Raw genomic sequence first — 24930 nt, 5'->3', positions numbered from 1 at the left:
CGTGCAGGTCGCGCACGCGGGCCACGAGGGTGGGGCTCCCGGCCACCATGCGCGCGAACCGCGGCCCGGTGAAGCCGGCGACCGGGTCGCGCCGCCGTACCGCCTCCAGGTGGGCGCGCCGCAGCGCCGCCAGCGCCGACTCGCCCGGGAGCCGTTCCGCCACCGTCGCGGCGAGGCTCGCCACGAACTCCTCGTGGTGGTCGAGGGCTAGGTCCTCCTTGCGGGGGAAGTAGTTGGTGACGGTCATCTTCGCCACGCGCGCGGCAGCCGCGATGTCGGCGATGGTGGTCCTGTCGAACCCACGCTCCAGGAACAGTTGGGTAGCGTGGTCGGAGATGGCCTGCCTGGTCTCTCGCTTCTTCTGTTCTCTCAAGCCCACGGTGTCGATGCTCATAGGTCCCAGTCTCCCACACAAATTTAGGTTCGACCTTCTTTTAGGTTGACTCTCATTGAGTGCCGACCTAATGTTATGTCGGGCCTAAGTTTAGCTTCGTAGGATCCGAGCGAGGAGAGTGTCTTGTCGCAAGCAGCAGTGGTTCTCGACCTGGACGACGTCACCGAATCCGCGGTGGGCGGCGCGGACTCGGTCAAGGCCTACCTGAAGGAGATCGGGCGCGTCCCGCTGCTCTCGGCCGAGCAGGAGATCGACCTCGCCAAGCGCATCGAGGCGGGGCTGTTCGCCCAGGAACGGCTCGAGACCGAGGACGACCTGGCCGACGACCTCCGCGCCGACCTGGAGTGGATCGCCGTCGACGGGGCCCGCGCCAAGCAGCGCATGCTGGAGGCCAACCTGCGGCTGGTCGTCTCCATCGCCAAGCGCTACACCGGCCGGGGCATGCTCTTCCTCGACCTCATCCAGGAAGGCAACCTGGGCCTCATCCGCACCATCGAGAAGTTCGACTACCGGCTCGGGTTCAAGTTCTCCACCTACGCCACCTGGTGGATCAAGCAGGCCATCACCAGGGCCATGGCCGACCAGGCGCGTACGATCCGGATCCCGGTCCACATGGTCGAGCTGATCAACAAGGTGGCCCGCGCCCAGCGGCGCCTCCAGTCCGACCTGGGCCGCGAGCCCACACCCGAGGAGATCGGCGCCGAGACCGACCTCCCCGCCGACAAGGTCGTGGAGGTCCAGGCGTACGGGCGCGAGCCGATCTCCCTGCACACCCCCCTCGGAGAGACGGGTGACAGCGAGTTCGGCGACCTCATCGAGGACACCGAGGCCGTCTCCCCCGCCGACGCCGTGTCCTTCACGCTGCTGCAGCAGCAGCTCCGCGCCCTGCTGGGGGAGCTCAGCGAGCGCGAGGCGGGCGTGATCTCCATGAGGTACGGGCTCACGGACGGCAAGCCGATGACCCTGGACGAGATCGGCAAGGTCTACGGCGTCACCCGCGAGCGGATCCGCCAGATCGAGGCCAAGACCATGTCCAAGCTCCGACACCCGTCGAGGGCGATGGCCCTGCGCGACTACCTCGTCTGACGGGACGAGCGGCCAACGCGGCCGAACCCGGAATGACGCGGCCGAACACGGAACGACGCGGCCGAACACGGAACGAACCGTGCCGCATTGCCTTCTAGCGTGGCCGTCGAACCACGAAGGAGGGCGATGTGATCGGGATGTCGTGGCCTCAGGTCAGCGCCAGGCGCCTGGAGCGTCAGGGCCTGGCCGCGCCGCTGCCCGCAGGAGACGGGGTGCCGGCAGAAGACGGGGTGCCGGCGGTGGTCGGCGCGCCGGCGGGCGCCGTCGCCGCCATGTGCGGTGCGCACGCGCAGGTGATCTCGGCCGCCGAGCTGTCCGTCGCGCTGCGGCTGGACGGCGTCACCAGGACGGCCGTGCGGGAAGCCCTGTGGGAGGATCGGACCCTCGTCAAGACGTACGGGCCGCGCGGCACCGTCCACGTGCTGCCCTCTCGCGACCTGCCCATGTGGGTGGACGCGCTGTCGCGGCTGCCGCCCGGGCACAACGCCATGCCGGAGGGCATCAGGATGACTCCGGAGCAGACCGGGCAGGTGGTCGAGGCCGTCCGCGAGGCGGTCGCCGGGCGGGAGCTGACGATCGACGAGCTGACCGAGGCCGTGGTCGCCGCCACGGGGCCGTGGGCGGGGGACCTGGTCATGCCGGCGTTCCAGACGATGTGGCCGCGCTGGCGCCAGGCCATGGCGGTGGCGGCGCACCGCGGCGCGTTCGTCTTCGGCCAGGTCCGGAGCCGCAAGGTCACCTACACCGGCCCGCCGACCTCCCTCACACCGGCCGCCCCGGTCCCGAGCGGGGTGTCGCCGGGAGGGGGTGCCGGGGAGTTGCTGCGGCGCTACCTGACGGCCTACGGGCCCGCCACTCCCGGGCAGTTCGCCCTTTGGCTGGGGGCGCCGCGCTCCTGGGCGGCGCGGCTGTTCGAGAACGGCTCGGCGGAGCTGGAGCAGGTCCTGTTCGAGGGCCGCCCGGCCTGGGTCGTGGCGGGTGACACGGCGACGCCCTCCGCCCCGCCCGAAGGGGTGCGGCTCCTGCCGTACTTCGACGCCTACGTGGTGGCCGGGAGACCGCGCGACCTGCTCTTCCCCGGCGCGGCGGCCGAACGGGCGCTGGCCGGAGGCCAGGCGGGCAACTTCCCGGTGCTGCTGGTGGACGGCGAGGTGGCCGGCGTATGGCACCAGCGCCGCTCCGGCCGGCGGATCCACGTCACGGTCGAGGCGCTGCGCCCGCTCACCCGCGCCCAGCGCGGCGAGCTGGACGACCAGGTGGCGCGCGTGGGCGAGATCCTGGAGGGCAGGCCGGAGCTCACCCTCGGCCCCGTCACCGTCGGCCCCCACGCCTGACCACCACACCTGGGCCGCACGCGTGGGCCGGATGCCGGGCCCGGACGCCCCGACCCCCCTGACGCCCCGACGCCCTGACGCCTTGAACGTCGAGGGTCAGCGGAGCCAGTCCTCCACCCCCGCCCGCATCCGGGCCTTGAGGCCGTCCGGGGCGAAGGAGGCGTCGATCGAGGCCGCGGCCAGGGCGGCCAGGTCCGGGTCCCCGTACCCGAAGACCTCGCGCAGCCGGGCGTACTCCTCGGCCAGTGCCGTCTCCCCGTCGGTGTTGACAGTGACGACCAGACCGGCCGCGCGCAGGCGCGGCAGCGGGTGCTCGCGCAGCGAGGGCACGAGCCCGAGCAGCACGTTCGAGGTGGGGCACACCTCGAGCGGGATCCGGCGCTCCCGCACCTCAGCGACCAGCCCCTCGTCGTCCAGGACGCGGATGCCGTGGCCGAGCCGGTCGGCGTGCCCCGGCCCGAGCGCCTCCCGGATGCTGGCCGCGCCGGCCGTCTCGCCCGCGTGGTGCACCAGGCGCAACCCGGCCTCGCGGGCCGCGTCCAGCACCTCGGCGAACGGCGCCAGCGGATGGCTCTCGTCGCCCGCAAGCCCGATGCCGATCACTCGATCATGGCGGAGGGCGAGCTTCAGCGTCAGCCGGAGCCGTTCGACCGGCCGCCGCCGCGAGTGGTCGAGCAGCACCCGGCACTCGATCCCGTACCGCGCCGAGCCCTCGGCGAGCCCGTCCAGCACGGCCTCCAGCGGCATCTCCGGCGACCCGACCCGCTCGCCGTGCGAGGCCGCGGTGAACGTGACCTCCGCGTAGCGGGTGCCCTGAGCCGCCTCGTCCTCGCAGAACTCCAGCGCCACCCGCCGGAAGTGCGCCGCCGTCACCAGGCGCTCCCGCACCCGCGCCCGCTGGTCGGCGAACTCCTGGAAGCTCCGGAACGGTCCCTCCGGCTCGGGCGGCCCGCCCAGCTCCCGCACGGTCCGCGGGCGTACGGTGCTCTCCAGGTGAACGTGCAGGTGAGCCTTTGGCAGCGCGGCGATGTCCCTCACGAACCCGAACCCTAGACAGCTCCCGGCGGGGAACGCACCACGTTTTGTCCCGCTAAAGCGGTGCACCGCCCCAGGGGGCCGCGCGTCCACTCCGTTGACATCCATCTCCCCAGGAGACACATCATGCGCTTACGCCCGACCCTCGCCGCCGGGACACTCGCGGTGGCGGCCCTGCTGCCGGCCGTCATGACCCTCCCGGCCGGCGCGACGGCCGCCCCCGCCGGGGTCCCCAAGGGCGCCGTCGCGGCCAAGATCGTGAAGATCGTGGACGGCGACACGGTCGACGTCCGGCGGGGCGGCAGGACGATGCGCGTGCGCCTCCTCGAGGTGGACACCCCCGAGCGCGGCCGGTGCTGGTACAGGACGGCCACCGCGCGGACCAAGGCGCTCCTCCCGGTCGGGAAGACCGCTTACCTGCTCGCGGACAAGGAGCCGCGCGACAGGTACGGCCGCTGGCTGTTCTACGCGTTCAACGGCAAGGGCGTGCACGTGAACCGCCACCTGGTCCGCTACGGGTACGGCAAGGCCGTCCTGTTCCGGCCGAACGACCGGTACATCAAGGTGATGCGCGCCGAGCAGGCCAGGGCGCAACGGGAGAGACTCCGGATCTGGTCCGGCAAGTGCGACGGAGCCGGCACCGCGCCCACGGGGAACGATCCACGCTTCCGCACGTGCGGTGAGGCCAACGCCGCCGGATACGGGCCGTACACGCGCGGCAGGGACCCGGAGTACGCGTGGTACCAGGACCGCGACGGCGACGGCGTGGTCTGCGAACGGTAGGTGCGTGTCTACCCTATTGTGTCGTGACCTTCCGCCAGTAAGGGCATAATGAGGAAGGTCATGGAGCAATACACCGTGGAGCAGGTGGCGCTACGGCTCGGCCTGCACGTCAAGACCGTCCGCGCGTACGTGCGCGACGGGCGGCTGAAGGCGTCCAGGATCGGCAGGCAGTACCGGATCGCCCGCCGGGACCTCGAGGCGTTCACCGGGCAGCCCGAGACGCCGACGCCGGAGCGCCAGGTCGAGGCGTCCAGCATCGTCCAGATCGACGGCATCGACCGGGCCGCGATGGACCGGCTGGCCACCATGCTCATGGCCTCCCTCGCGAGCGGACGGCACGGGGTGCGGGTCGAGACGGTGTACGACCCGGACCGCGCCCGGCTCAAGATCGTCATCCTGGGCGATCTGGAGACCGGCGCCCGGCTGTTCAGGATCATCGACGCCCTGACCAAGGATTGACATCCTCCCTCGCCTGAAGTGAAGGCGGGGGATTCCAACGGCAACTACCCCACAAGGAGGAGGTCGCGTTGAGGTTCGCGGTTCACGGGCCCGCCCGATGGCGCGCCTCCCCGCGCGGCCACCGTGTGCCCCACGGCGGTGTCTCTGATGTTCTTCGCCGCGTTGATGTCGGCGTTGTCTCGCCACCCGCAAGCGACGCACAGGAAGAGGGCTTGGCTCTCGCGGCTCTCCCTGGCCGTGTGCTTGCAGGCGTTGCAGGTCTGCGACGTGTAACGCGGGTCGATCTTCCAGACACGGCCGGGAGCCTTGTGCTCCAGCCGCCTCACCAGCAGCCCCCACCCGGCGGCGAGGATGCCCCGGTTCAGACCTGCCTTCTGCCGGACATTGCGGCCGGGTGCCTCGAGGGTGCCCTTCGCCGACCGGGTCATATAGCCGACCTTCAGGTCTTCGACGGCGATCACATCGAAACGGCGGGCCAGGTCGGTGCTGGTCTTCTCCACCCAGTCCTTGCGCCGGTTCGTCTCGCGCGCCTTCAGCTTCGCGATCGCTTGCTTGACCTTGCTTCGCCGGTTCGAGCCGCGCTTGGCCCTGGCCAGTTTGCGCAGCAGCCGCAGCAGCCGCGCCTTCTCCATGTCTCGCAGGGTCGGCACGACCAGCAGTTCGCCGGTGGACAGCGCGGCCGACACGGCGACGCCCCGGTCCACACCGACGACCTCGCCGGTTTTCGGCGCGGGGATCGGCTGTGGGATGGCGGCGAACGCCACGTGCCAGCGACCCGCATGATCACGGGTGATCCGGTAAGACTTCACGCCCCCGGGCACGGCGCGGGACCAGCGGAAGCGAACCCAGCCGACCTTCGCAACCCTCACCTCGCCCACGTTGCGGGAGACGCGGCGCACGTCGCCCGCCTTGACCGCGACGATCCGAAACCCCTCGCCCTGCCCGCGCTTGCGCCACGTCGGCTTGCGGTGGGCCTTGCCGAAGAAGTTGGCCATAGCCTGGGCGAAGTCCTTCAACGCCTGCTGCTGGACAACGATCGACCCGCCGCGCAGCCACTCGAACTCCGCCCGCGCCTGCGTCAACTGGCGGCACTGTTCGGCGAACCCCGGCCCGCTCTTACGTCCCGGCTTCCAGTGCGCGTGCTGCTCAATGGCGAGGTTCCACACGAACCGGGCGTGCCCGCAATGCTCGGCCAGCACCTGCTCCTGGGCAGGCGTGGGGGAAAGCCGGTAGCGGGACACGCCGATCAACCTACCGATCAACACCGACAAAACCGGGAGACCAACGTGTCCGACCGTTCCGGCTTTCCTCCCCGCCCCGAAGGACGGGGCCTCCAGCCTGTAGGTGCTCGGTGAGCATGCGGGCACCCGACGAGCGCGTGGAGCCGAAGGTACTGGCCTGCGAGCCGGACGGCGAGCAGTTGCGCGGTGCGGACGACGCCCTCGACCTGATCGCCGAGGCCCGCGGGCAGGGAGCCGCCTGGGTGGCGGTTCCCGCGCGGCGGCTGCACGACGACTTCTACCGGCTGCCGACGGGGGTGGCGGGGGAGATGGTGCAGAAGTTCACCAACTACCGCCTCGGGCTGGCCGTCGTCGGCGACGTCTCGCGCCACACCGCCGCGAGTTCGGCCTTCCGGGCGTGGGTGTACGAGGCCAACAGGGGCGGCCACGTGTGGTTCGTCGAGGACGCGGACGAACTGGCCGAGCGGCTCCGTCGCAGGTCCGATCACCAGGGGCCGTAGCCGGGATGCCGGGCCGTGCCCCCGAACTCCTGGCAGGCGCCGGGTCCGGCCTGACTTCGCCAGCAAGATCGCCAGGTTGCGTGCGGCGTGGGGTACCGGGGTTTGATCCGGTTCATGATGTCAACTCCCTCCAGAAGGCTCACTTGCTCGGCACGGCTGTGTCAGTTGGCTGGATCCTGTGCCGGCCCGGAGCGAGCCGGAGCACGTCGGCAGAGGAGTGGAAAGGCCGCCAGCGGGGAGCGTGCCCGGTTTCCGGGCGGCCCTTGCGCGCGAACGATGACCAGTAGCCGATCATGGCGTCAGAGAGCCGCTCCTGCTCCGGGGAGAGGCGACCGAGCAGGCCGGGGAAGATGAAGCTCAGCTCCGTGGCGTGTTCGGCGCCCTCGTCGAAACCGAGCACGTCGATCAGCGGTGGCGCGGCGCGGTCGGCGAACTGGTACGCGTAGACCGGCACGCCGGCCCGCCGGAACAGCGCCAGCGCGTCGAGGTGCAAGCACGTCGAGAGGGCGCCGCCGGGGTAGTCGGTCGCGAGGGTGGCGAGCGCATGGCGAGGCTCGGGATACGCGTCGGCAGGGTACTCGGTCAGAACCCGGTCGGCTCTGGCGCCGAACATCTGGCGGACCCGCGCCTCGTACTGCTCGACGGTGATCGGCTGGGACAGGAACAGCCGCATCTCGTCCAGCGTGTTGCCGTGCATGACCGGCACGTGGGCGAATCGGCCGCTCTCCAGCGCTGCCCGCGGGGCCAGCGGCAGCACTCCATCCGTGCCGCCCGCCACCGAGTAGGGGTTCAGCCCGAGCGTCCGCCAAGCCTCCAGCAGGGTCTGGACCGGACGTGAACGCAGGCAGGCCACATCGGCACAGCCCACGGCCTGGGCCAGACGCCGGCCGTCCGCCTGCGCTCCTGGCACATCGCGGGTGGGCGCGGCGCAGCTGTAGCTCTGGGGGATGGCCTTGTGGAACAGTCCGGCGGCTTTTGGCGAGGCGAGGTTGGCGCAGATGTTCGCGGCTCCGGCAGATTCACCGAACAGCGTCACGTTTCCCGGGTCGCCGCCGAAGGCCGCGATGTTGTCACGCACCCACCGCATGGCCGCCTGCTGGTCGAGCAGGCCGTAGTTGCCCGAGCCGGCGAGGCCCGGATAGGCGAGCCAGCCGATCGCGCCCAGACGGTAGTTGATCGTCACCACAATGGCGTCGCCCTTCACGGCCAACGGCGCTGCCAGGTACGCCGCGCCGTTGCCGTTGACGTCGGCTCCGCCGTGAATCCACAGCATGACCGGCAGGCCGGAGCGCGTCCGGCGCGGGGTGAAGACGTTGAGATGGAGGCAGTTCTCGGAGAAGGTCGTCTGGCCTCCGTATGCGGGTGCCAGCTGCGCGCACTGGCTGCGGGGGAAGGTGGCGTCGTAGATCCCGGACCACGGTCTGGCCGGTCGCGGAGACCGCCACCGCAGCTCACCTGTGGGTGGCGCGGCATAGGGGATGCCGCGGAAGGCGCGGTGGTCGGGCAGTACCTGGCCACGCACCACGCCGTTGTCTGTCCGCACCAGGTCGGCGGGTGGGAGCGCGGCGGTGAGCGAGGCGGCGCCATGTGAGTACTGGGCAAGATACCGACCGGTAGGTATGGTGTCCATTGAACTCTAGTCTTGGGAATTGGATCTCATGTGGCACCAGCTAACCCCTCGGCAGGTGACGACCAACGGCATCGAGCTCCGCGTCTACGCGCACGGGAATGGGCCCGCCGTCGTCCTGGCTAAGAGCGAGGCGTACGACGCTTTCACCCCGCCGATCGCGCTGCGCGAGCTGGGCAAGCACCGGAGGGCCAGGTGAGCCGCACAGCGATAGTGACCGGAGCGTCCCGCGGCATCGGCCTGGCCATCGCCCAGTCGCTGGCGGCCGGCGGCGTCAACGTGGTGCTCACCGCACGCAAGCAGGAGTCAGCCGAAGCCGCTGCTGCCCAGGTCAAGGGCACGGCGGTCGGATACGGCGCGCACGTGGCCGACGAGGAGGCCGCCCGCGGCTGCGTCGAGTTCGCCCTGGAGCGCTTCGGCAGCCTGGACATCCTGGTCAACAACGCCGGCACCAACCCTGCCCACGGCCCGCTCATCGACATCGACCAGCCGCGGTTCGCCAAGACATTCGAGATCAATCTGTGGGCGCCGATCAGGTGGACGGCGCTTGCCGTGCAGCACTGGATGGGCGAGCACGGCGGCGCGGTCGTCAACGTCGCCTCGGTCGGAGGCATCGCCCCCGGTCGCGATCTCGGCGTCTACAACGCCACCAAGGCCGCGCTGATCCACGTCACCAAGCAACTGGCGCTGGAGCTCGCGCCCAAGGTGCGAGTGAACTCCATCGCCCCGGCCGTCGTGCGCACCCGTCTGGCCGAAGGGCTCTGGCGAGACCACGAGGAGCAGCTCACCACCGTCTACCCGCTGGGACGTATCGGTGAGCCGGAGGACATCGGTCCAGCCGTCGCCTTCCTCGCCTCCGACGCCGCCTCTTGGATCACGGGACAGACGCTGGTGCTCGACGGCGGGGCGCTACTACGAGATGTTTGACCAGGCAGAGCTGGCGGCGTGGATCCGCTCGCTGGGGTTGGCGGTCGACGAGCCGCTGCGCTGGGACCGGATCGGGCTGGGCCAGTCCAACCTCACCTTCCGCCTCACCGACGCAGCTCAGCGGCAGTGGGTCCTGCGGCGACCGCCGCTGGGACGGCTGCTCGCCTCCGCACACGACGTGGCACGCGAGGCGCGCATCCTCGCCGCGCTCCGAGGTGTCCCCGTGCCCAGAGTGTACGGCTACACCGAGCAGCTGGTGCTCATGGAGTACGTCGGCGGGCTGGTGATCGACACGATGGAGGTGGCGCACTCCCTCGCTTCGCAACGCCGCCACAGGATCGGGCTGTCGCTTGTACGGACCCTGGCGCAGATTCACGCCGTGGATCTGGACTCGACCGGCCTCGTCAACCTCGCCAGCCACAAGCCCTACGCGCAGCGTCAGCTCAAACGCTGGTCAATCCAGTGGGGGGAGTCCAAGACCCGTGACTTGCCCGCGCTGGACGAGCTGACCGCCCGGCTCCGCGAAGCGGCGCCGGAGCAGCGCGAGCTGACTCTCGTACACGGAGACTTCCACCTGCGCAATGTGATCATCTCGGGAGAGAGTGTCGCCGCTGCACTGGACTGGGAGCTGTGCACCCTCGGCGACCCGCTCGCCGACGTGGGCAGCCTCCTCGCCTACTGGCCCGAGCCGGGCGAGAACGTCGTCGGCGACTTCGCTCCTTCGGTCCTGCCCGGCTTTCCCAGCAGGGACGAGCTGGTCAGGGCCTACCTCGAACAGACCGGCAGATCAGCCGAGACCATCGGTTTCTGGCACGCGCTCGGGCTCTGGAAAATCGCGATCATCGGCGAGGGCGTGCTGCGCAGAGCTCTCGACGAGCCGCGCAACGCCGCGGCCTCCGGCACCCCCACGCCCGCTCAGATCGAGCTGCTGGTGGACCGGGCCGCCGAAATCCTGGAGGAACACACATGACGGAACGCACGGCAATCGTGACCGGCGCGGCGCGCGGCATCGGCGCCGCCATAGCCCGGCGGCTGGCCGCCGACGGCCTGGCCGTAGCAGTGGTCGACCTGGAAGAGAGCGCCTGCGCGTCCACGGTAGAGGAGATCGTGGACGCGGGCGGCAAGGCCGCCGCGATCGGCGCGGACGTGTCCGACGAGCAGGCGGTGGCTCGCGCGGTGGCGGCGGTGGCAGAGCGTCTCGGCGCGCCGACGGTCCTGGTGAACAACGCCGGGATCATCCGCGACGACCTGATGTTCAAGATGACCGTCGAGGACTGGGACACGGTGATGAACGTGCACCTGCGAGGCGCGTTCCTGATGTCACGTGCCGCCCAGCAGTACATGGTCCAGGCAGGTTTCGGCCGGATCGTCAACCTGTCCAGCACCTCGGCACTGGGAAGCAGGGGACAGGTGAACTACTCGGCGGCCAAGGCCGGTCTGCAGGGCTTCACCAAGACCCTCGCGATCGAGTTGGGCAAGTTCGGCATCACCGCCAATGCCATCGCGCCAGGCTTCATCGAGACCGAGATGACCCGGGCGACCGCCCAGCGGATGGGCGTGGAATGGGAGGACTTCCGCAGTGCGGTGATCGCCCGCATCCCCGTGGGCCGGTCCGGGCTGCCGGAGGACGTGGCACACACCGCCTCCTTCCTCGTCAGCGAGGCGGCCGGCTTCGTCTCCGGGCAGGTCATCTACGTGGCGGGCGGACCGACGACATGAGAGAGGCGGTCGTCGTCTCGCTCGTGCGGAACGACCACTACAACCTCCACCGCGCCACCCATGCCTCGGACACCCGTGCGAAATGCCACCGGCTCGTTCACGGCGACCGCGGAGCAGGTGGGACTGTCCCGCCCCATTGACACGAATGTGAAGACGGGTTCATATCATGAAGATGTCCGGACGGACTGCCATTGTTACCGGTGGCGCCGGGGGTATCGGCGCCGCGCTCGCCGCCCGGCTCGTGACCGCGGGCGCTCGCGTCGTCATCGCCGACCTCGACCATGCACACGCCGAGGCCGCGGCCGAGAGCAGCGGCGCGCTCCTAGGAGTCGGCGCCGATGTCAGCTCTGCCGCCGAGCTGGCCGACCTCATCGCCCGGACGGAGAAGGGGATCGGACCGGTCGACCTGTTCTTCGCCAACGCCGGCGTCGGTGTGGGTGACGGACTGGCCGAGGACGACGCCGAGTGGGCGCTGGCCCTCGATGTGAATGTACTTGCTCACGTCAGGGCCGCTCGCCTGCTCGTCCCTCGCTGGCTGGAAAGAGGCGAAGGCTACTTCGTCTCCACGGCCTCGGCGGCGGGCTTGCTGACGCAGATCGGATCGGCGCCCTACTCCGTCACCAAGCACGCGGCCGTGGCCTTCGCCGAGTGGCTCTCGGTCACCTACGGCGACCGTGGTGTGCGGGTGAGCTGCCTGTGCCCGATGGGCGTCAACACCGCCATGCTCGGTGACGGCCACATGGGCGCGCAGGCCGTGCGGGCGGCGGGAGCCGTACTGGAACCTGAGCAGGTGGCCGCGCACGTGCTCGCGGCCGTCGAGGAGGAGCGTTTCCTCATCCTCCCGCATCCGGAAGTGCTGGAGTTCTTCCGGCGCAAGGCGAGTGACTATGACCGCTGGCTGGCCGGAATGCGCCGCCTGCAGGCGAAGGTGTCCTGACCATGCCGAGCCCGGAAGCGCTCCAGACGGAGATCCTGCGTGTCCTGCGGCCGCAGGCCGGTCCCGCCGGTCCGGGCCTGCGTTGCCGGTCCATGACGGACCGGCCCTTGGCCCAGGCCGCCGAGCTCATCACGGTCGCGCAAGGTCTCGTCAGGGACGGCTGACGATGCGGCCGGATATCGCGTTCTCGTGGAAGCGCTCGGCGATGGATGGCTGTGATCCATCCGCTTCCCTGCACGAGCTCGCGCTGAAGGAGGTCGATTCCCACGGGCGGCTGGTCACCCTCGCCGCACCGATCCTGGACCATCTGATGGAGGACCTGGGCGGCGCACGGCTGGCGGTGGTCCTTGCCGACCGGCGGGCCTGCCTCACCGACGTCCGTTGCCCGCACCCGGGCCTGCTCGACCGGCTGGAGCAGGCCGGGGCGATGCTCGGGCGCCAACTGACTGAGAAGACGAGCGGAACCAACTCGGTCGCCACCGTCCACGAGCTGGGTCGGGGCGTCGCCGTACGAGGTGACGAGCACTATCTGGAATCGTTGCGGATCTTCAGCTGTTACGGCCGGCCGATCCGCGACCCTGTGACACGCCGCCTGCAGGGCAGCCTGAGCCTGGTCGGCTTCGCCGAAGATGACTCGATCGCCTTGGCGCCCCTGCTCGGGCGCGTGGTCATGGACCTGGAGCGGGAGCTGGCGGACGCCGCCGGCGAGCGCGAACGCCGCATGCTGGCGGCTTTCCGCGCCGCGGCGCGTACCGGACGGCCCGTGCTTGTGCTGGGCGAGGATGTCACGCTGGCCAATGCCGCCGCGACCGAACTGCTGGAGGCCGCCGACTACGCCATGCTCCGCGGACTGCCCGCGTCTCGGACAGTCCACTTGCGGTACGGCAAGCAGGTGATGGCGGAGCTGACCGCGATCGAGCAGACCTCCGCCGTGCTCTGTGAGCTCCGCGAACCGCTCGCTCGCCCCTCCGCACCTGGGTGGACCGCCTCCCGCGTGCTGATCACCGGCGAACCCGGTACCGGGCGCACTACGAGGCTGCGCGAGCTGGCGGGCGGCGACGATCTGGTGGTCGTGGAAGCAATCGACGCAATGAGCGACGTGACGACCTGGCTCGACCGGTTGCGCGCGCTCGCCGCGACTCACCCCGGGCTGCTCGGGGTGGAGGACGTCCAACTCCTTCCGCCCGCCGTGGCGCTCCGCGCCGCACGCATCCTCGACACCGCGGTAGGAAGAGTGGCCCTGACAGGCACTCGAGTGCGGGAACACGCTGAACTGCTGGCACTCTGCCCCTACCGGCTGGAGTTGTCGCCCTTGCGCGAGCGCGCTCACGAGATCCCCGGCCTGGTCGCAGCCATGACCGGCGGCAGGAACGTGCGCTTCACGCCGGCGGCCCTGTCGGTGCTGGCCGCCCAGGACTGGCCGGGCAACCTCCGAGAACTGGCCGCCGTCGTGGAGCTGGTCCTCCAGCGACGCGGTACCGGTGACATCACCGCGGCCGACCTGCCTCCGGGCCACCGCGACTGCCCGCGTTCCCGGCGGCTCACGGCACTGGAGCGAGCCGAGCACGCCGCGATCACCCAGGCGCTACGTTCCGCGGGAGGCAACAAGGCGCGTGCCGCGCGGCTGCTCGGGATCAGCCGGACCACTCTCTACAGCCGGATGAAGGTGTTCAAAATCTGAACAGTCGAGGTGTGCGGCCCGCGTCCACGATGGCGCCATGGTGGACTACGAGACATTCCTGATCGACGGCACGTGGGCGAAGCCGTCCGGCAGCGGGCGCATAACCGTCCTCAACGCGAGCACCGAAGAGGTCATCGGCGAGGTGCCCGAAGGCGCGGCAGCCGACGTCGACGCGGCGGTCGCCGCCGCTCGCCGGGCGTTCGAAGACCGGCAGGGCTGGGGCGGCTACTCGGCCGAGCAGCGCGCCGCCGCCCTCGAGCGCCTGGCCGACGAACTGGACAAGCGGAGGGACGACATCGCCCCGCGGGTCAGCAGCCAGAACGGCATGCCGCTGGGGATCTCGCTGCAGTTCGAGGTGGGATTCCCCACCGCCGTCCTGCGCTACTACGCTGACCTGGCCCGCTCGACCGCCTTCGAGGAGCCGCGTCCGGGGTTCTTGGGGATGGGCGATGCGGTGATCCAGCGCAGCCCGGTCGGTGTGGTCGCGGCCATCGTGCCGTGGAACTACCCGCAGGCCCTCGCCGCCTGGAAACTCGGCCCCGCCCTGGCCGCCGGCTGCACCATGGTGCTCAAGCCTTCCCCGGAGACGGTGCTGGACGCCTACCTGCTGGCCGACGCCGTCCTGGCCGCCGGCCTTCCCCCGGGCGTCGTCAACATCGTCCCCGCCGGTCGAGAGGTCGGCGCCTACCTGGTGCGGCATCCCGGGATCGACAAGGTCGCCTTCACCGGTTCGACCGCCGCCGGCCGCGCCATCGGCGAGGTCTGCGGGCGGTTGCTGCGGCCGGTCAGTCTCGAACTGGGCGGCAAGTCGGCAGCCATCGTGCTCGACGACGCCGACCTCGACCTGACCAGGATCGGCTCAGCCTTGTTCGTCGCCTGCCTGGTCAACAACGGTCAGACCTGCTTCGCCGGGACGCGGGTGCTGGCACCGCGATCACGTTACGACGAGGTCGTGGATGCGTTCTCCGCGCTGGTCTCCTCGCTGGCGGTGGGGGACGCGCTCGACCCGGCCACCCAGATCGGGCCCATGGCCACCGCCTCCCACCGGGCACGGGTCGAGTCCTACATCGCCAAGGGGCTGGCCGAAGGCGCCAGAGTGACCGTCGGCGGCGGCCGTCCCGAGCACCTCGACAGGGGCTGGTTCGTCCAGCCGACAGTCTTCGCCGACGTTGACAACCGCTCTACCATCGCCCAGGAGGAGATCTTCGGACCGGTGCTGTCGATCATTCCCTACACCGACGACGACGACGCCGTCCGTATCGCCAACGACTCCGAGTACGGCCTCGGCGGCACCGTCTGGACCGCGGACTCCGCACGGGGAGCCGAGATCGCCAGGCAGGTGCGGACCGGAACGATCGGAGTCAACCGCTACCTGCCCGACCCTGGCTCTCCCTTCGGTGGTGTCAAGGCCAGCGGCCTGGGCCGGGAGCTCGGCCCGGAAGGGCTCGCCGGCTACCTCGAGCTCAAGTCCATCTACGTCTGAGGCCGTCGCATGTCCTTCACCAGTACCCATCCGGACGTCGAGATCCCCGACGTCACCGTCCATGACTACGTCCTCGATCAGATCTCGACCCACGGCTCCGCCACCGCCCTTGTGGACGGCATCAACGGTGCGGAGTACTCCTACGCCTCACTCGCCGAGTCGATCGCGGCGATGGCGGGAGCCTTCGCCGCCCGCGGCATCGCGAAAGGAGACGTGGTCGCGATCTTCAGTCCCAACTCGACGCTCTACCCGATCGTCTTCTTCGGTGCGATCATGGCCGGCGCGACCGTGACCACCGTCAACGCCCTCTACACGCCGAGGGAGATCGGCCACCAGCTCACCGACGCCGGAGCGAAGATCCTCGTCACCGTCTCGACCTTCATGGACCGCGCGGCTCCCGCCGCCAAGGAGGCGGGAGTCACCGAGATCCTCGACGAGCACACCGTCCAGGAACTGCTGGCAGCCGGGCATCCGGCTCCATCCGTCGGGTTCGACCCTGCCTCCGACGTGGCGGTCCTGCCGTATTCGAGCGGCACAACCGGGTTGCCCAAGGGGGTCATGCTCACCCATCGCCACCTAGTGGCCAATCTCGCCCAGATCCGGCCGTTGCTGCAGAACACACCAGAGGACAAGCTCGTCGCGATCCTGCCGTTCTTCCACATTTACGGCATGGTGGTGGTGATGACCTCGAGCCTCGTTACGGGCTCCACCGTCGTCACCCTGCCGCGCTTCGACCTGACCCAGTTCCTCGCCACGCTGCAGAACCACCGCATCACCAAGGCCTTCGTGGCCCCGCCTGTCATCCTGGCCATGGCCAAGCACCCCATCGTCTCCGACTTCGACCTGTCCTCGCTCAAGCTGCTCTTCAGCGGGGCGGCGCCGCTTGACGCCGACCTGGCCGCGGCTGCCGCCTCGCGGCTGGGCGTTCTGGTTCAGCAGGGGTACGGCATGACCGAGCTCTCCCCGGTCAGCCACGCCGCGTCGTACTCCGAGCCGGCCACGCCGTACGGCACGGTCGGCAAACTGGTCCCGAACACCGAGGCGCGCCTCGTCGACGTCGCCGCCGGTGAGGATGTATCGATCTTCGATACCCCCGGCGAGCTGCTGATCCGAGGTCCTCAGGTAATGAAGGGCTACTTGAACCAGCCACAGGCGACTGCCGGCATGCTCTCTCCCGACGGCTGGCTCCGCACCGGGGATGTCGCCGTCGCCCACGCCGACGGGACCTACTCGATCGTCGACCGGGTGAAGGAGTTGATCAAGTACAAGGGCTACCAGGTCGCCCCGGCCGAGCTGGAGGCCGAGCTCCTCACCCATCCGGAGATCGCGGACGCGGCGGTGATCGGCATCCCCTGGGAGGGCGATGAGGCTCCCAAGGCTTTCGTCGTGCGCTCTCCCGGCTCCGAAGTGACGAGCGAGGAGGTGCTCGCCTACATCGCCGGCCGGGTCGCTCCGCACAAGCGGGTACGCGTCGTGGAGTTCATCGACGCCATCCCGAAGTCCGCCAGCGGCAAGATTCTCAGGAAGGAACTGCGCGGCGCCTGATGCCGAACCGCTCTGTCAGGGGCTGCACCACGAAGGTTCTGCGATCCGGCTCGCGAATCTTCCCTGAGTATTCGTTCGAGGAGTGTGGGCCGCCGCTGACGGCGGAGGAGAAGGCACGGAAGCCGTCTAGGATGGCCATGTCCTCGAGAGTGGGCGGGCGTTGCGGGCGTCAGCGGTCGAGGCGGTAGAGGCGGAAGAAGTCGTTCTCGACGGGCAGCACCGAGCACGTCGAGAAACCCGCCTCGTCGGCGTACCGGCGGACGGTGTCCTCTCGCAGCACGGTGCCGGTGGCCGCCGAGGGCTGGTCGACGAGCTGGGTGGGCAGGCAGTGCGTGACGCTCCAGCCGTACATCATCCGCTCCACCTCGTCACCGGGCGCGGTGAACCGCTCGGCCACCCGCTCGTCCACGACCAGGACGGCGCCGTCCTCGGCGAGCGCCGCGCGCGCGGCCCTCAGGAACTCCACCGGCCGCGACAGGTCGTGCAGCGCCTCCAGGATGGTCACCAGGTCGTACGGCCCGGTCTCGGACAGGCGCGAGGCGTCGGTCTGGAGCAGGCGGACTCGGTCGTCGAGCCCGGCCCGCTCGGCGTTGGCGCGCGCGTCGGCGATCGAGGCGGCGTCGACGTCCACCCCGTCCACCCGGGCGTTCGGGAAGGCGCGGGCCATCGCGATGGTCGACCAGCCCTGCCCGCAGCCGACGTCCGCGACGCGCGGTGTCCGCGCGGTCCGCAGCCGGTCGGCGATGTCGGGCATGGCGTCGAGCCACTCGGTGGGCAGCTCGTGGGTGAAGGCCGGCCGGTTCATGTGGCCCTGGCCGTAGCGGAAGGCGTCGCCGTACGACTCGTAGGGGACGCCCGCGCCCGAACGGTACGCCCGCGCCACCTCGGAGATCACGCCGCCGACACCGGCGAGCAGGTGGGCGAACGGCGCGACGTGCATCGGGTCGTCGGCCTCCAGCAGGACGCGGGCGTCCGCCGGGTCGAGGCGGTAGCGGCGCTCGCTCGCGGGCAGATCCGGATCGGTCTCCAGGAACCCGGCGACCGCCTGCTGCTCCAGCCACTCGAGGGCGTAGCGCGGCGCGATCCCCGCACGCTCGCTCAGCTCCTGGGCGGTCAGCGGGCCGTGTTCGCTCAGGGCACGGTAGAGGCCCAGCTCGGTGCCCAGGTAGACGGAGAACAGTTCGAGCGCCCCCACGGCGCTCTCGAACAGGCGCTCGGCGAGCAGGCCGGTCCGGTCGGTGTCGATGTCCACGGCGTTCATGAATGTCTCCCCCGATGACGATGGTGCGCCGCCAGAATCTCCGGCGCGTACGCCCGGCCGCCAGGGAAAAGCACGCACATCAGGCGCGACTCCGGCCGGGGCGGCGCATCGGCCGCCTACCGTCCACGCTAGCCGCGCGACCGTCCGGACAACAGCCCTGACCAGGGCATTCGCCCTCAGGTGGCGGTCTCGACACCGTCGAGGACGAGGCCGAGCCCGGCGCGGAACATCCGCCTGGCCGCGTACTCCAGATAGGGCCCGGTCGCGTCGGCCGGGCGCGGCGACGGCTCGCTCTCCAGCCAGGCCACGGCGGGGAAGCGGTCGGCGAAGTCGGGTGCGACCTCCTTGAGCAGCCCGGCACGGTCGAGCCACCACTCCTCGTCGCCCACGCCGGTCGCCGACTCGGCCTCCCGCGACTCGGCGATCGTGGCCGCCGCGCCTCGCACGAAGTGGAACAGCGTCCCCACGACCCCCCGCAGCGCGTCGCGGCCGAGCCCGGTCGCGCGCAGGAGCCGCAGCAGCGTGTCGAGCACGGCGTACTCGTTGGGGCCGAGCACCGGCCGCGCCTGCGACACCTGCAGCATCCACGGATGGCGCAGGTAGAGCTCGCAGGCGTCCTCCGCCCACGACGTCACGGCGGCCCGCCAGCCCTCCTCCAGGTCGTAGCGGGCGGGCAGTTCGGCGTACGCCTGGTCGTACATGAGGTCGAGCAGCTCGCCCTTGCCCGGCACGTACGTGTAGAGGGCCATCGCGGTGCGGCCGAGCCGCTCGCCCACGGCCCGCATGGAGAGCGCGGCCATCCCCTGCTCGTCGGCGACCGCGATGGCCGCGTCCACGATCATGCCGACGGTCAGCGCGGGCTTGGGCCCCGGGCGCCCGTCGGTGGCGCCCGCGGTGCGCCACAGCAGGGCCATGGAACGCCGCGCGTCCCCCTGGCCGGCGAAGACGACCAAAGCGCTCCCCCTCATCTCCGTACGATCTCCGTACGCCATAAGGATATGGGCGGGCCTGGGCGGCTCAGTGGCCGCGTGGGACGACGACCAGACCGGTCTCGTAGGCCAGCACCACCAGCTGGGCGCGGTCGCGGGCGGGGAGCTCGGTCATGGCGCGGCTGACGTGAGTCTTGGCCGTGGTCGGGCTGATGACCATGTGGGCGGCGATCTCGTCGTTGGACAGGCCGTGCGCGGCCACACGCACGCCCTGCAGCAGGTCGGCCGGCTCGGTGTCCTTGACCATGAACCCGCCCGCGCCCTCCCGCAGCGCGTTGAAGACGTACTCGTCCAGGCCGTAGTTGGTCAGGATCACCACGTGCACGCTCCTCAGCCGCCCGTCTCGCCTGGAACCGGGCGACCCACCCGCGCCCCGCACTCGTAGCCGAGGCCGCGCACGGGCGGGACGTGCGCGCCGCGATGGCCGCCGCCGCCCGCCCTATCCCACCCGCCTGACCTCGACAGGAGTGCCACCCACGCCGACCCCGTTCCGCTATGTCACCCCGGCCGAGCCCGAGGAGGCGACCGGTCGTACCGCCCAGGTGTACGACCAGATCGCCGGCGACTTCGGGATGCGCCGTATGGCGGTCTTCATGACGCTCTCGCCGGTCCCGGGCCTGCTCGCCGCGACCTGGGCCACGCTCCGCGAGTCGCTGCTGGCCGCGCGGGCGCCCAGGACGGGCAAGGAGGTGGTCGCGCTCGCCGTGTCGATGGCCAACAGGTGCCCGTTCTGCGTCGCGGCCCACACCACCCTCCCGCACGCGGGCGGCGAGCACCGCCTGGCCGAGACCATCGCCGCCGGCGGCACACCGGGGCCCGGACGGAACCGGACTGGGCCGCGGGAACGCCGGTCGGACGCGCGTACGCCACCCTCCTGAGACTGGCGACGCAGGGCGGGGAAACGCTGACACCGGCGGCCCGTGCCCACGAGCTCGACAGCGTGGCGGCGTGGGACGGCACACATCCGCCACTGGCCGGGTGGCCCGACCTCACAGCACTGCCCGCACCGGACCGTCCCGACCGGCCGGGCCGCCGCCGCGCCCCACTCACACGGCCCCGCCGGGCGGCCCGCGCGAGCGCCGGACATGCGAGAGGGCCGGAGGCTCGGGGTGCGCCTCCGGCCCTCAGGCTTGTCAGGTCAGGAACGGCCGCTCGTGGTCTTGCGCCAGTGGAACCCGCCCGGCAGGTTGACCGACAGGGTTCGGCGGCCGTCCGCGTTGCGGGTGACCCTGAAGATGCGGTTGCCCCAGCTGTGGCCGACGCCGCCTCGCGACAGGTTCAGCCGGAACGGCCCCAACTTGATCGACTTCCGGTAGCTCCAGCCCATCGCCTTTCCTCCATGAGTTCGGAACGGGGATCAGCTACCCGGAAAGGCCGCGATATATCGGGTTCAGTAATGACGGTAATGGCGGTAGCGGCGCCTGCCGAACGACTTGCCGACGTGGAAGCCGCCGGGCAGGCGTACGGACACGTGGCGGCGGCCGTCGGGCGTGGTCGTCACGTGGAACCTCCGGCCTCCGAAGCTGTGGCTCACCCCGTGCCGCGACAGGTTGATGCGGAATGGTCCCACCTTGATCGACTTGCTGTAGTGCCAGCCCATGTCCCTCCTTGGCAGCGCGAGGTTTCCCTGGACAACGACCGGGCGCCTGCCGCGGTTCCGCTGAGGGGTCAGGGGCCGTTCACGCCATGATCGCCGCCAGGAGGGCGATCAGGACGGCGTAGCGGACGGCCACGGAGAGCAGCGGGTGGGTGCGGACGCCGGGTGTGCCGGTAGGGGGTGGGCTGGGAGGGGGTGTGCTGGGAGGGGGTGGGCCGGTTGGGGTCATGGCGTCAGCTTTCGGGGTTCAGGCCCGCGTGTCGTTCGAGGCGCTCGATCCGCTGGAGGAGCGGCTGCAGCTCCGTGCGGAGCGCCGCGGCCACCACGGCCGGGGAGGTGGAGGTCGCGGGATCGGGTTGCCGCGTCTGGGCGCGCAGGTGGACGTACCCGGCCAGGGCCGCCACCACGGCCCGGCGCGTGGGCCGTGGCTCCGCCCCCAGCGAGCGCAGCACCTGTCCGGCGGTGCCGTCGGGCTCGGTGGCGAGGCCGAGCAGGAGGTGCTCGCAGCCGACGTAGTTGTGGCCCAGTGACGTGGCCTCGGTGACGGCGAGTTCAAGGGCGGCGGCGGCCGCGCCGCTGAACCGCAGCGCGTCCCCGGCCTCCGGAGAATCCTCCTCCGTGGCGGGCAGGCGGGTGAGTTGCCGCTCCACCGCCTGCGGCTCGACCTCCACCGCGCGCAAAACGTGCAGGGCCAGGTTGGTGCCCTCGGCCAGCATGCCGCCGAGCAGATGCCCGGTGCCGACCGTGGGCACGCCCTCGGCGCGGGCTCGTTCGACGGCGAGCTTGAGCACGGCGCGGGTGCGGGCCGTCAGGTACGCCAGGGCTCCGGCGGGCTCGTCGAGGTCGAGATCGGCGAGGGCGGTCTGCCGGATGGCAGTGATCCGGCGTACTGCCTGCTCCAGGGCACGCTGGCAGACCGCGGACACGGGCACCCCGGCCTCCTTGACCGCTTCGGCCAGGTCGTCGGGCAGGTAGACATTGATCTTGGGCATGCGAGGGACCTCCGGAGCCAGCTGGAGTCTCGAAGATACCCCCAACTGTACCCCCATGGGGGTTATATCGATAGGTCGTTTCTCAGCTCCTTTTCACGATCTGTCCAGATCCGTCTGAGACGGCAGGGCGAGCGTTGAGGTGACCGGACCAAGACCTCCCACCGGACGGGCCGATGACATCAATGAAGATCAAGCGCACGGCGGCCGGGGTAATGACCCTCCGCCGCGGCATCCTCGCGCTGGTCGCGCTCGGAATCCTCGGCGCCGCCTTCGAACTCGCCGCCGAACGCCACTGGTTCACCTTCCAGCAACTGATCCCCTGGGGAGCGCTCGCCGCCCTCGCGCTCGGGCTGGCTCTCCAGGTCTCCGGCTCGGGGCGTAGGGACTCCGTCGTCCGGGGCATCGCGCTGGTCGTGCTGCTCGTCGCCATGTTCGGCGTGTACGCGCACGTGGCCGCCAACCACGACGCGGGCCTGCTCGACCAGCGGTATGCCGCCACCTGGGACGCCCTGTCACCGCTCACCCGCTGGTGGTACGCGTTCACCAAGACCGTCGGCACCACCCCGCCTCTCGCGCCCGGCATGCTCGCCCAGAGCGCGCTCCTCCTGTGCCTGGCCACGCTGACCCGGCGGCCCGCCGCGGCGCCACCACCACGAGGCGATGATCCCCGCCCCATGGCCGCCCTTGAAGAGCGCGCCTAACCGAACCTTGACCCGCCCGCCCTGGGCCCTTCCCCGGGCGGGCGGGACGCTCTGTCCTGACTCCTGACGTGCCCTGTGACCGCGCCTGTCGGCCGAGCGCCCCGCCGAGCACCCGGCCGAGCGCCCCGCCGAGCGCCCCGCCGAGCACCCGGCCGAGCACCCCACTGAGCACCCCACTGAGCACCCCACTGAGCACCCCACTGAGCACCCCACTGAGCACCCCACTGAGCACTCCGCTGGTCACGACCTGCGGTCACAGGCATGTCCGGAGGGACGTCAGGAGTGGGCGGTCGCCAGAGGTGAGGGCCCGTCCGGGGTCCGGGTGGGACGGCTGCGCAGGAGACCGGCACGTCCCTGGAGGGTGGCCGTGGCGGCGTCGATCTCCCGCTCGCCGGCGAGCGTGGTGTTGCCCTCATACGTGACGCCCGCCGGCGGGTCGTCGGCGCCGATCGGGTCGGCGTCCCAGAAGTTGCCCCGGTAGACGACGTTCTCCAGCGGGGGCCACACCTGCAGGATGGCGGTGCTGTCGGCGCGGACCACCACGTTCTCCTCGACCGTCACCCACGCCGCGCCGTAGTCGGTGTAGAGGCCGAAGTTGTACGGCGTGCGCGTGTCCTTGATGACGTTGCCCCGGATGACCGCGCCGCTCTCGTACGAGTCGCCCTGCGAGCCCGCGAGGTAGACGCCGCCGCCGTCGGCCAGCGCCCCCATCGTGCCCGTCGTGAGGTTGCGCAGGATGCGGGTGCCCTGCCCGGGACCGGCGACGATGCCGCAGTGGGGAACGTCGGCCACCTGGTTGTGCGCGACCGTGCAGCCGCTCGTGTCCAGCAGCGCGATGCCGGGGGAGCCGGGGTAGTCGAGCCCGACGTGGTGGACCAGGTTGTCCTCGATCAGGGTGGAGCGGGTGCTGGTGACCGAGACGGCCCCCGCCGAGAGGGTGTCGAAGTCGCACCCGCGCACCGTGACGTCCGCGCCGCCGTTCAGGCCGAGGCCGGTGGCGCCCAGCCGGGTGAAACGGCAGCCCTCGACGCGTACGCCCGACACCCCGTCGAACACCACGCAGGCGGGAATCGTGATCGACTCGCCCGGAACCGTCACCGAGGCTCCCTCGCCGAACGCGACCGTCTGGACGGGGCCCCCGATGTAGAAGCCGCTCCCGTGGTAGTGGAGGAACCCGTCGGGCCCGCTCGGCCGCAGCCAGGTGGCGTCGGCGAAGGTCACCCCCCGGAACGAGACGTCGTGGGCGCCGGTCGCGCGCACCAGTGTCTCCAGAACGGGCGCCACCACCCGGGTCCGGTCCGGATGCTCGCCCGGACGGGGCAGGTAGCGCAGGACGTGCCGGCCCGGTCGCGAACGGTCAAGGACGAACGTGCCAGGCTCGGTGAGGAAGGCGGTGTCGTTCTCGACGCGGGTCGGCAGGCCGGGGCCGCGGGACGTCTGGCCTTCCCAGGTGGAGTTGTAGAGCTCGCGAGCCCGGCCGAACGCGGGCTGGACCATGGTGATCACTGAGTCGGTCCGGAAGTCGCCTCCGGTCTTCGTGTCGTCTGCGGTGTCTCCGGCGTCACGGTCGGCGTCTCCGGCGTCACGGTCGGCCTCACGGCCGGTGTCGCGGTCGCGGGTGGTGTGACGGTCTGTGTCACGGTCTGTGTCACGGGCAGTGTCTCCGGCCGAGACGGCGGCGACGCCGCAGCGGGCTTCGGTCCACGGGTAGACGCCCCGGTAGACGAACTCGACGTCGGCCGGGCTCCGCCAGCCGAGGGGCGCGTCGCTGTCCGTGACGTAGCCGGTCTCGGTCATGGTGACGTCGCCGGGAAGGGTGTCGATCGCCGCGCGTCCGGCCCTTCGGCCGTCGACGTACAGTTGCCGCGTGTCCAGGTCGCCGACGTCGGCCAGCCAGGCGCCGTCCCGCTCCTCCCAGCCGGTGATCAGCCGGCCGCCGCTGACGACGACCTCCTCCTGGTCCGAGGTGCCGTACCCGTGGGCCTGGTAGACGATCGGGTCGCCGTCGCGGCCGGAGTCGGCCTCGGTGAGCTCCAGGGGCTCTGCCAGCACGTGCGTGCCGCCCCTCAGCTGGACGACGATCCCGCCGCTGAGCGTACGGGCCGCGTGTCTGGCGCGGTCGAGCGTGGCGAACGGGCGCTCCCGCGTGCCGGGTCCGGCGTCGTCTCCATCGGGGGCGACGAATAGTTCGGTCATGAAAACTCCACTCCCGTCGTGTTTATGGCGTACACGAGGTGTATACCATAAACCAAGGAGGCGAAATGGCGCGAGGCAAGGCGGGAGATCCCGACCACGGGGTGGAGCTGCTGTGGCGGCAGGACGGCGGCGAGGAGCCGAGACAGGGGCTGAGCCTGGGCAGGATCGTGCGCGTGGCGGTGGAGCTGGCCGACGCCGAGGGCCTCGCGGGGTTGTCGATGCGGAAGGTGGCCGAGCGGCTCGGCTTCACCACCATGTCGCTCTACCGGCACGTCCCGGGCCGCGACCAGCTCGTGGACCTGATGTCCGACGCGGTGATGGCGGAGGCGGCCGGGTCGCTCCCGGCCATGAGGGAGGACTCCGAGGCGGGCGGGCCCGCGGGCGGGTGGCGGGCGCGGCTGGAGGCGGGCGCCCGGGCGGGGTGGGAGCTGCGCAAGCGCCAC

The 24930-nt window shown here is 70.9% G+C and carries 27 protein-coding genes and 2 pseudogenes; 17 read left to right on the top strand and 12 right to left on the bottom strand.

What is annotated here, in order from left to right:
* Window positions 1-394, bottom strand: a 394-nt coding sequence (locus tag DQW85_RS14485; protein WP_113700830.1) for a TetR/AcrR family transcriptional regulator, incomplete at its 3' end; no start/stop codon positions are given.
* 183 nt (window positions 395-577) lie between these two features.
* Here DQW85_RS14485 and DQW85_RS14480 point away from each other — a divergent pair.
* Window positions 578-1480 (top strand): annotated as a pseudogene (locus tag DQW85_RS14480) (RNA polymerase sigma factor); the annotation flags it as partial.
* Window positions 1481-1617: 137 nt separating this feature from the next.
* A complete protein-coding gene (locus DQW85_RS14475) occupies window positions 1618-2814 on the top strand; it encodes a winged helix DNA-binding domain-containing protein (RefSeq protein WP_113700834.1) in 1197 nt (398 codons plus the stop codon).
* 96 nt (window positions 2815-2910) lie between these two features.
* On the opposite strand, the gene add is transcribed toward DQW85_RS14475, so the two are convergent.
* Entirely contained in the window at window positions 2911-3852 is a 942-nt protein-coding gene (gene add, locus DQW85_RS14470; RefSeq protein ID WP_113700828.1) for an adenosine deaminase, read from the bottom strand.
* Window positions 3853-3975: 123 nt separating this feature from the next.
* On the opposite strand from add, the gene DQW85_RS46835 reads away from it, so the two are divergent.
* Complete coding sequence (locus DQW85_RS46835) at window positions 3976-4632, top strand: thermonuclease family protein (RefSeq protein WP_113700827.1); 657 nt, start codon at window positions 3976-3978, stop codon at window positions 4630-4632.
* Window positions 4633-4692: 60 nt separating this feature from the next.
* Window positions 4693-5091 carry a helix-turn-helix domain-containing protein gene (locus DQW85_RS14460; RefSeq protein ID WP_205315126.1) on the top strand — a complete coding sequence of 133 codons (399 nt, stop codon included), beginning with the start codon at window positions 4693-4695 and terminating at the stop codon, window positions 5089-5091.
* Window positions 5092-5135: 44 nt separating this feature from the next.
* Here the strand turns inward: DQW85_RS14460 and DQW85_RS14455 are convergent, their stop codons facing one another.
* Window positions 5136-6356 carry an RNA-guided endonuclease InsQ/TnpB family protein gene (locus DQW85_RS14455; RefSeq protein WP_205315125.1) on the bottom strand — a complete coding sequence of 407 codons (1221 nt, stop codon included), beginning with the start codon at window positions 6354-6356 and terminating at the stop codon, window positions 5136-5138.
* A gap of 92 nt (window positions 6357-6448) precedes the next feature.
* On the opposite strand from DQW85_RS14455, the gene DQW85_RS14450 reads away from it, so the two are divergent.
* Entirely contained in the window at window positions 6449-6832 is a 384-nt protein-coding gene (locus DQW85_RS14450) for a DUF4180 domain-containing protein (RefSeq protein ID WP_113700825.1), read from the top strand.
* 139 nt (window positions 6833-6971) lie between these two features.
* Here the strand turns inward: DQW85_RS14450 and DQW85_RS14445 are convergent, their stop codons facing one another.
* Window positions 6972-8462 carry a carboxylesterase/lipase family protein gene (locus DQW85_RS14445; RefSeq protein ID WP_113700824.1) on the bottom strand — a complete coding sequence of 497 codons (1491 nt, stop codon included), beginning with the start codon at window positions 8460-8462 and terminating at the stop codon, window positions 6972-6974.
* A 55-nt stretch (window positions 8463-8517) separates the two neighbouring features.
* On the opposite strand from DQW85_RS14445, the gene DQW85_RS44475 reads away from it, so the two are divergent.
* From DQW85_RS44475 to DQW85_RS14410, 9 genes are all read left to right on the top strand, one after another.
* Window positions 8518-8658, top strand: coding sequence for a hypothetical protein (locus tag DQW85_RS44475; protein WP_162794983.1), 141 nt, complete (start codon window positions 8518-8520; stop codon window positions 8656-8658).
* Window positions 8655-9386: an SDR family oxidoreductase gene (locus DQW85_RS14440; RefSeq protein ID WP_113700823.1), complete on the top strand. Its 732-nt coding sequence runs from the start codon at window positions 8655-8657 to the stop codon at window positions 9384-9386. The genes DQW85_RS44475 and DQW85_RS14440 overlap by 4 nt, the downstream gene beginning before the upstream one ends.
* Window positions 9379-10356, top strand: a complete 978-nt coding sequence (locus DQW85_RS14435; RefSeq protein ID WP_113700822.1) for a phosphotransferase family protein — start codon at window positions 9379-9381, stop codon at window positions 10354-10356. Before DQW85_RS14440 ends, DQW85_RS14435 begins: the two co-directional genes overlap by 8 nt.
* Window positions 10353-11105 carry a 3-oxoacyl-ACP reductase FabG gene (gene fabG, locus DQW85_RS14430; RefSeq protein ID WP_113700821.1) on the top strand — a complete coding sequence of 251 codons (753 nt, stop codon included), beginning with the start codon at window positions 10353-10355 and terminating at the stop codon, window positions 11103-11105. Before DQW85_RS14435 ends, fabG begins: the two co-directional genes overlap by 4 nt.
* 172 nt (window positions 11106-11277) lie before the next feature.
* A complete protein-coding gene (locus DQW85_RS14425) occupies window positions 11278-12042 on the top strand; it encodes an SDR family oxidoreductase (protein WP_338043384.1) in 765 nt (254 codons plus the stop codon).
* Window positions 12043-12044: 2 nt separating this feature from the next.
* Window positions 12045-12206 carry a hypothetical protein gene (locus DQW85_RS44470; protein ID WP_162794982.1) on the top strand — a complete coding sequence of 54 codons (162 nt, stop codon included), beginning with the start codon at window positions 12045-12047 and terminating at the stop codon, window positions 12204-12206.
* A 2-nt stretch (window positions 12207-12208) separates the two neighbouring features.
* Window positions 12209-13723 (top strand): helix-turn-helix domain-containing protein, encoded by a 1515-nt coding sequence (locus DQW85_RS14420; RefSeq protein WP_162794981.1) that lies wholly within the window; start codon window positions 12209-12211, stop codon window positions 13721-13723.
* A gap of 37 nt (window positions 13724-13760) precedes the next feature.
* Complete coding sequence (locus DQW85_RS14415) at window positions 13761-15206, top strand: aldehyde dehydrogenase (RefSeq protein ID WP_113700818.1); 1446 nt, start codon at window positions 13761-13763, stop codon at window positions 15204-15206.
* A gap of 9 nt (window positions 15207-15215) precedes the next feature.
* Window positions 15216-16751 carry an AMP-binding protein gene (locus tag DQW85_RS14410; RefSeq protein ID WP_113700817.1) on the top strand — a complete coding sequence of 512 codons (1536 nt, stop codon included), beginning with the start codon at window positions 15216-15218 and terminating at the stop codon, window positions 16749-16751.
* Between the two features lie 169 nt (window positions 16752-16920).
* Here the strand turns inward: DQW85_RS14410 and DQW85_RS14405 are convergent, their stop codons facing one another.
* The 3 genes and pseudogenes from DQW85_RS14405 to DQW85_RS14395 all read right to left on the bottom strand — a co-directional run.
* The gene (locus DQW85_RS14405; protein ID WP_205315124.1) at window positions 16921-18012 is read right to left on the bottom strand and encodes a methyltransferase domain-containing protein; all 1092 of its coding nucleotides are present in this window, start codon (window positions 18010-18012) and stop codon (window positions 16921-16923) included.
* Between the two features lie 176 nt (window positions 18013-18188).
* The gene (locus DQW85_RS14400; RefSeq protein ID WP_338043383.1) at window positions 18189-18980 is read right to left on the bottom strand and encodes a TetR/AcrR family transcriptional regulator C-terminal domain-containing protein; all 792 of its coding nucleotides are present in this window, start codon (window positions 18978-18980) and stop codon (window positions 18189-18191) included.
* A gap of 49 nt (window positions 18981-19029) precedes the next feature.
* A pseudogene (locus tag DQW85_RS14395) lies at window positions 19030-19422 on the bottom strand (response regulator transcription factor); the annotation flags it as partial.
* A gap of 46 nt (window positions 19423-19468) precedes the next feature.
* Here DQW85_RS14395 and DQW85_RS14390 point away from each other — a divergent pair.
* Complete coding sequence (locus tag DQW85_RS14390) at window positions 19469-19879, top strand: carboxymuconolactone decarboxylase family protein (protein ID WP_205315123.1); 411 nt, start codon at window positions 19469-19471, stop codon at window positions 19877-19879.
* A 260-nt stretch (window positions 19880-20139) separates the two neighbouring features.
* Here the strand turns inward: DQW85_RS14390 and DQW85_RS14385 are convergent, their stop codons facing one another.
* From DQW85_RS14385 to DQW85_RS14375, 4 genes are all read right to left on the bottom strand, one after another.
* Window positions 20140-20328: a DUF4236 domain-containing protein gene (locus DQW85_RS14385; protein WP_113700815.1), complete on the bottom strand. Its 189-nt coding sequence runs from the start codon at window positions 20326-20328 to the stop codon at window positions 20140-20142.
* 63 nt (window positions 20329-20391) lie between these two features.
* Window positions 20392-20601 carry a DUF4236 domain-containing protein gene (locus DQW85_RS14380; protein WP_113700814.1) on the bottom strand — a complete coding sequence of 70 codons (210 nt, stop codon included), beginning with the start codon at window positions 20599-20601 and terminating at the stop codon, window positions 20392-20394.
* 79 nt (window positions 20602-20680) lie between these two features.
* Entirely contained in the window at window positions 20681-20827 is a 147-nt protein-coding gene (locus tag DQW85_RS44465; protein ID WP_162794980.1) for a hypothetical protein, read from the bottom strand.
* 4 nt (window positions 20828-20831) lie between these two features.
* Window positions 20832-21590: a Clp protease N-terminal domain-containing protein gene (locus DQW85_RS14375; RefSeq protein WP_113700813.1), complete on the bottom strand. Its 759-nt coding sequence runs from the start codon at window positions 21588-21590 to the stop codon at window positions 20832-20834.
* Between the two features lie 182 nt (window positions 21591-21772).
* Here DQW85_RS14375 and DQW85_RS14370 point away from each other — a divergent pair, with 182 nt between their 5' ends.
* Window positions 21773-22291, top strand: coding sequence for a hypothetical protein (locus DQW85_RS14370; RefSeq protein WP_205315122.1), 519 nt, complete (start codon window positions 21773-21775; stop codon window positions 22289-22291).
* A 276-nt stretch (window positions 22292-22567) separates the two neighbouring features.
* Here DQW85_RS14370 and DQW85_RS45845 read toward each other — a convergent pair whose 3' ends face one another.
* Entirely contained in the window at window positions 22568-24487 is a 1920-nt protein-coding gene (locus DQW85_RS45845) for a right-handed parallel beta-helix repeat-containing protein (RefSeq protein ID WP_205315121.1), read from the bottom strand.
* Window positions 24488-24552: 65 nt separating this feature from the next.
* On the opposite strand from DQW85_RS45845, the gene DQW85_RS14355 reads away from it, so the two are divergent.
* A partial coding sequence (locus DQW85_RS14355; protein ID WP_162794979.1) for a TetR/AcrR family transcriptional regulator occupies window positions 24553-24930 on the top strand: 378 nt, incomplete at its 3' end.

The organism is Nonomuraea lactucae (genome assembly GCF_003313395.1).
In the GTDB taxonomy this organism is placed as follows: domain Bacteria; phylum Actinomycetota; class Actinomycetes; order Streptosporangiales; family Streptosporangiaceae; genus Nonomuraea; species Nonomuraea lactucae.
This window is presented reverse-complemented; position numbering and strand designations above follow the sequence as displayed.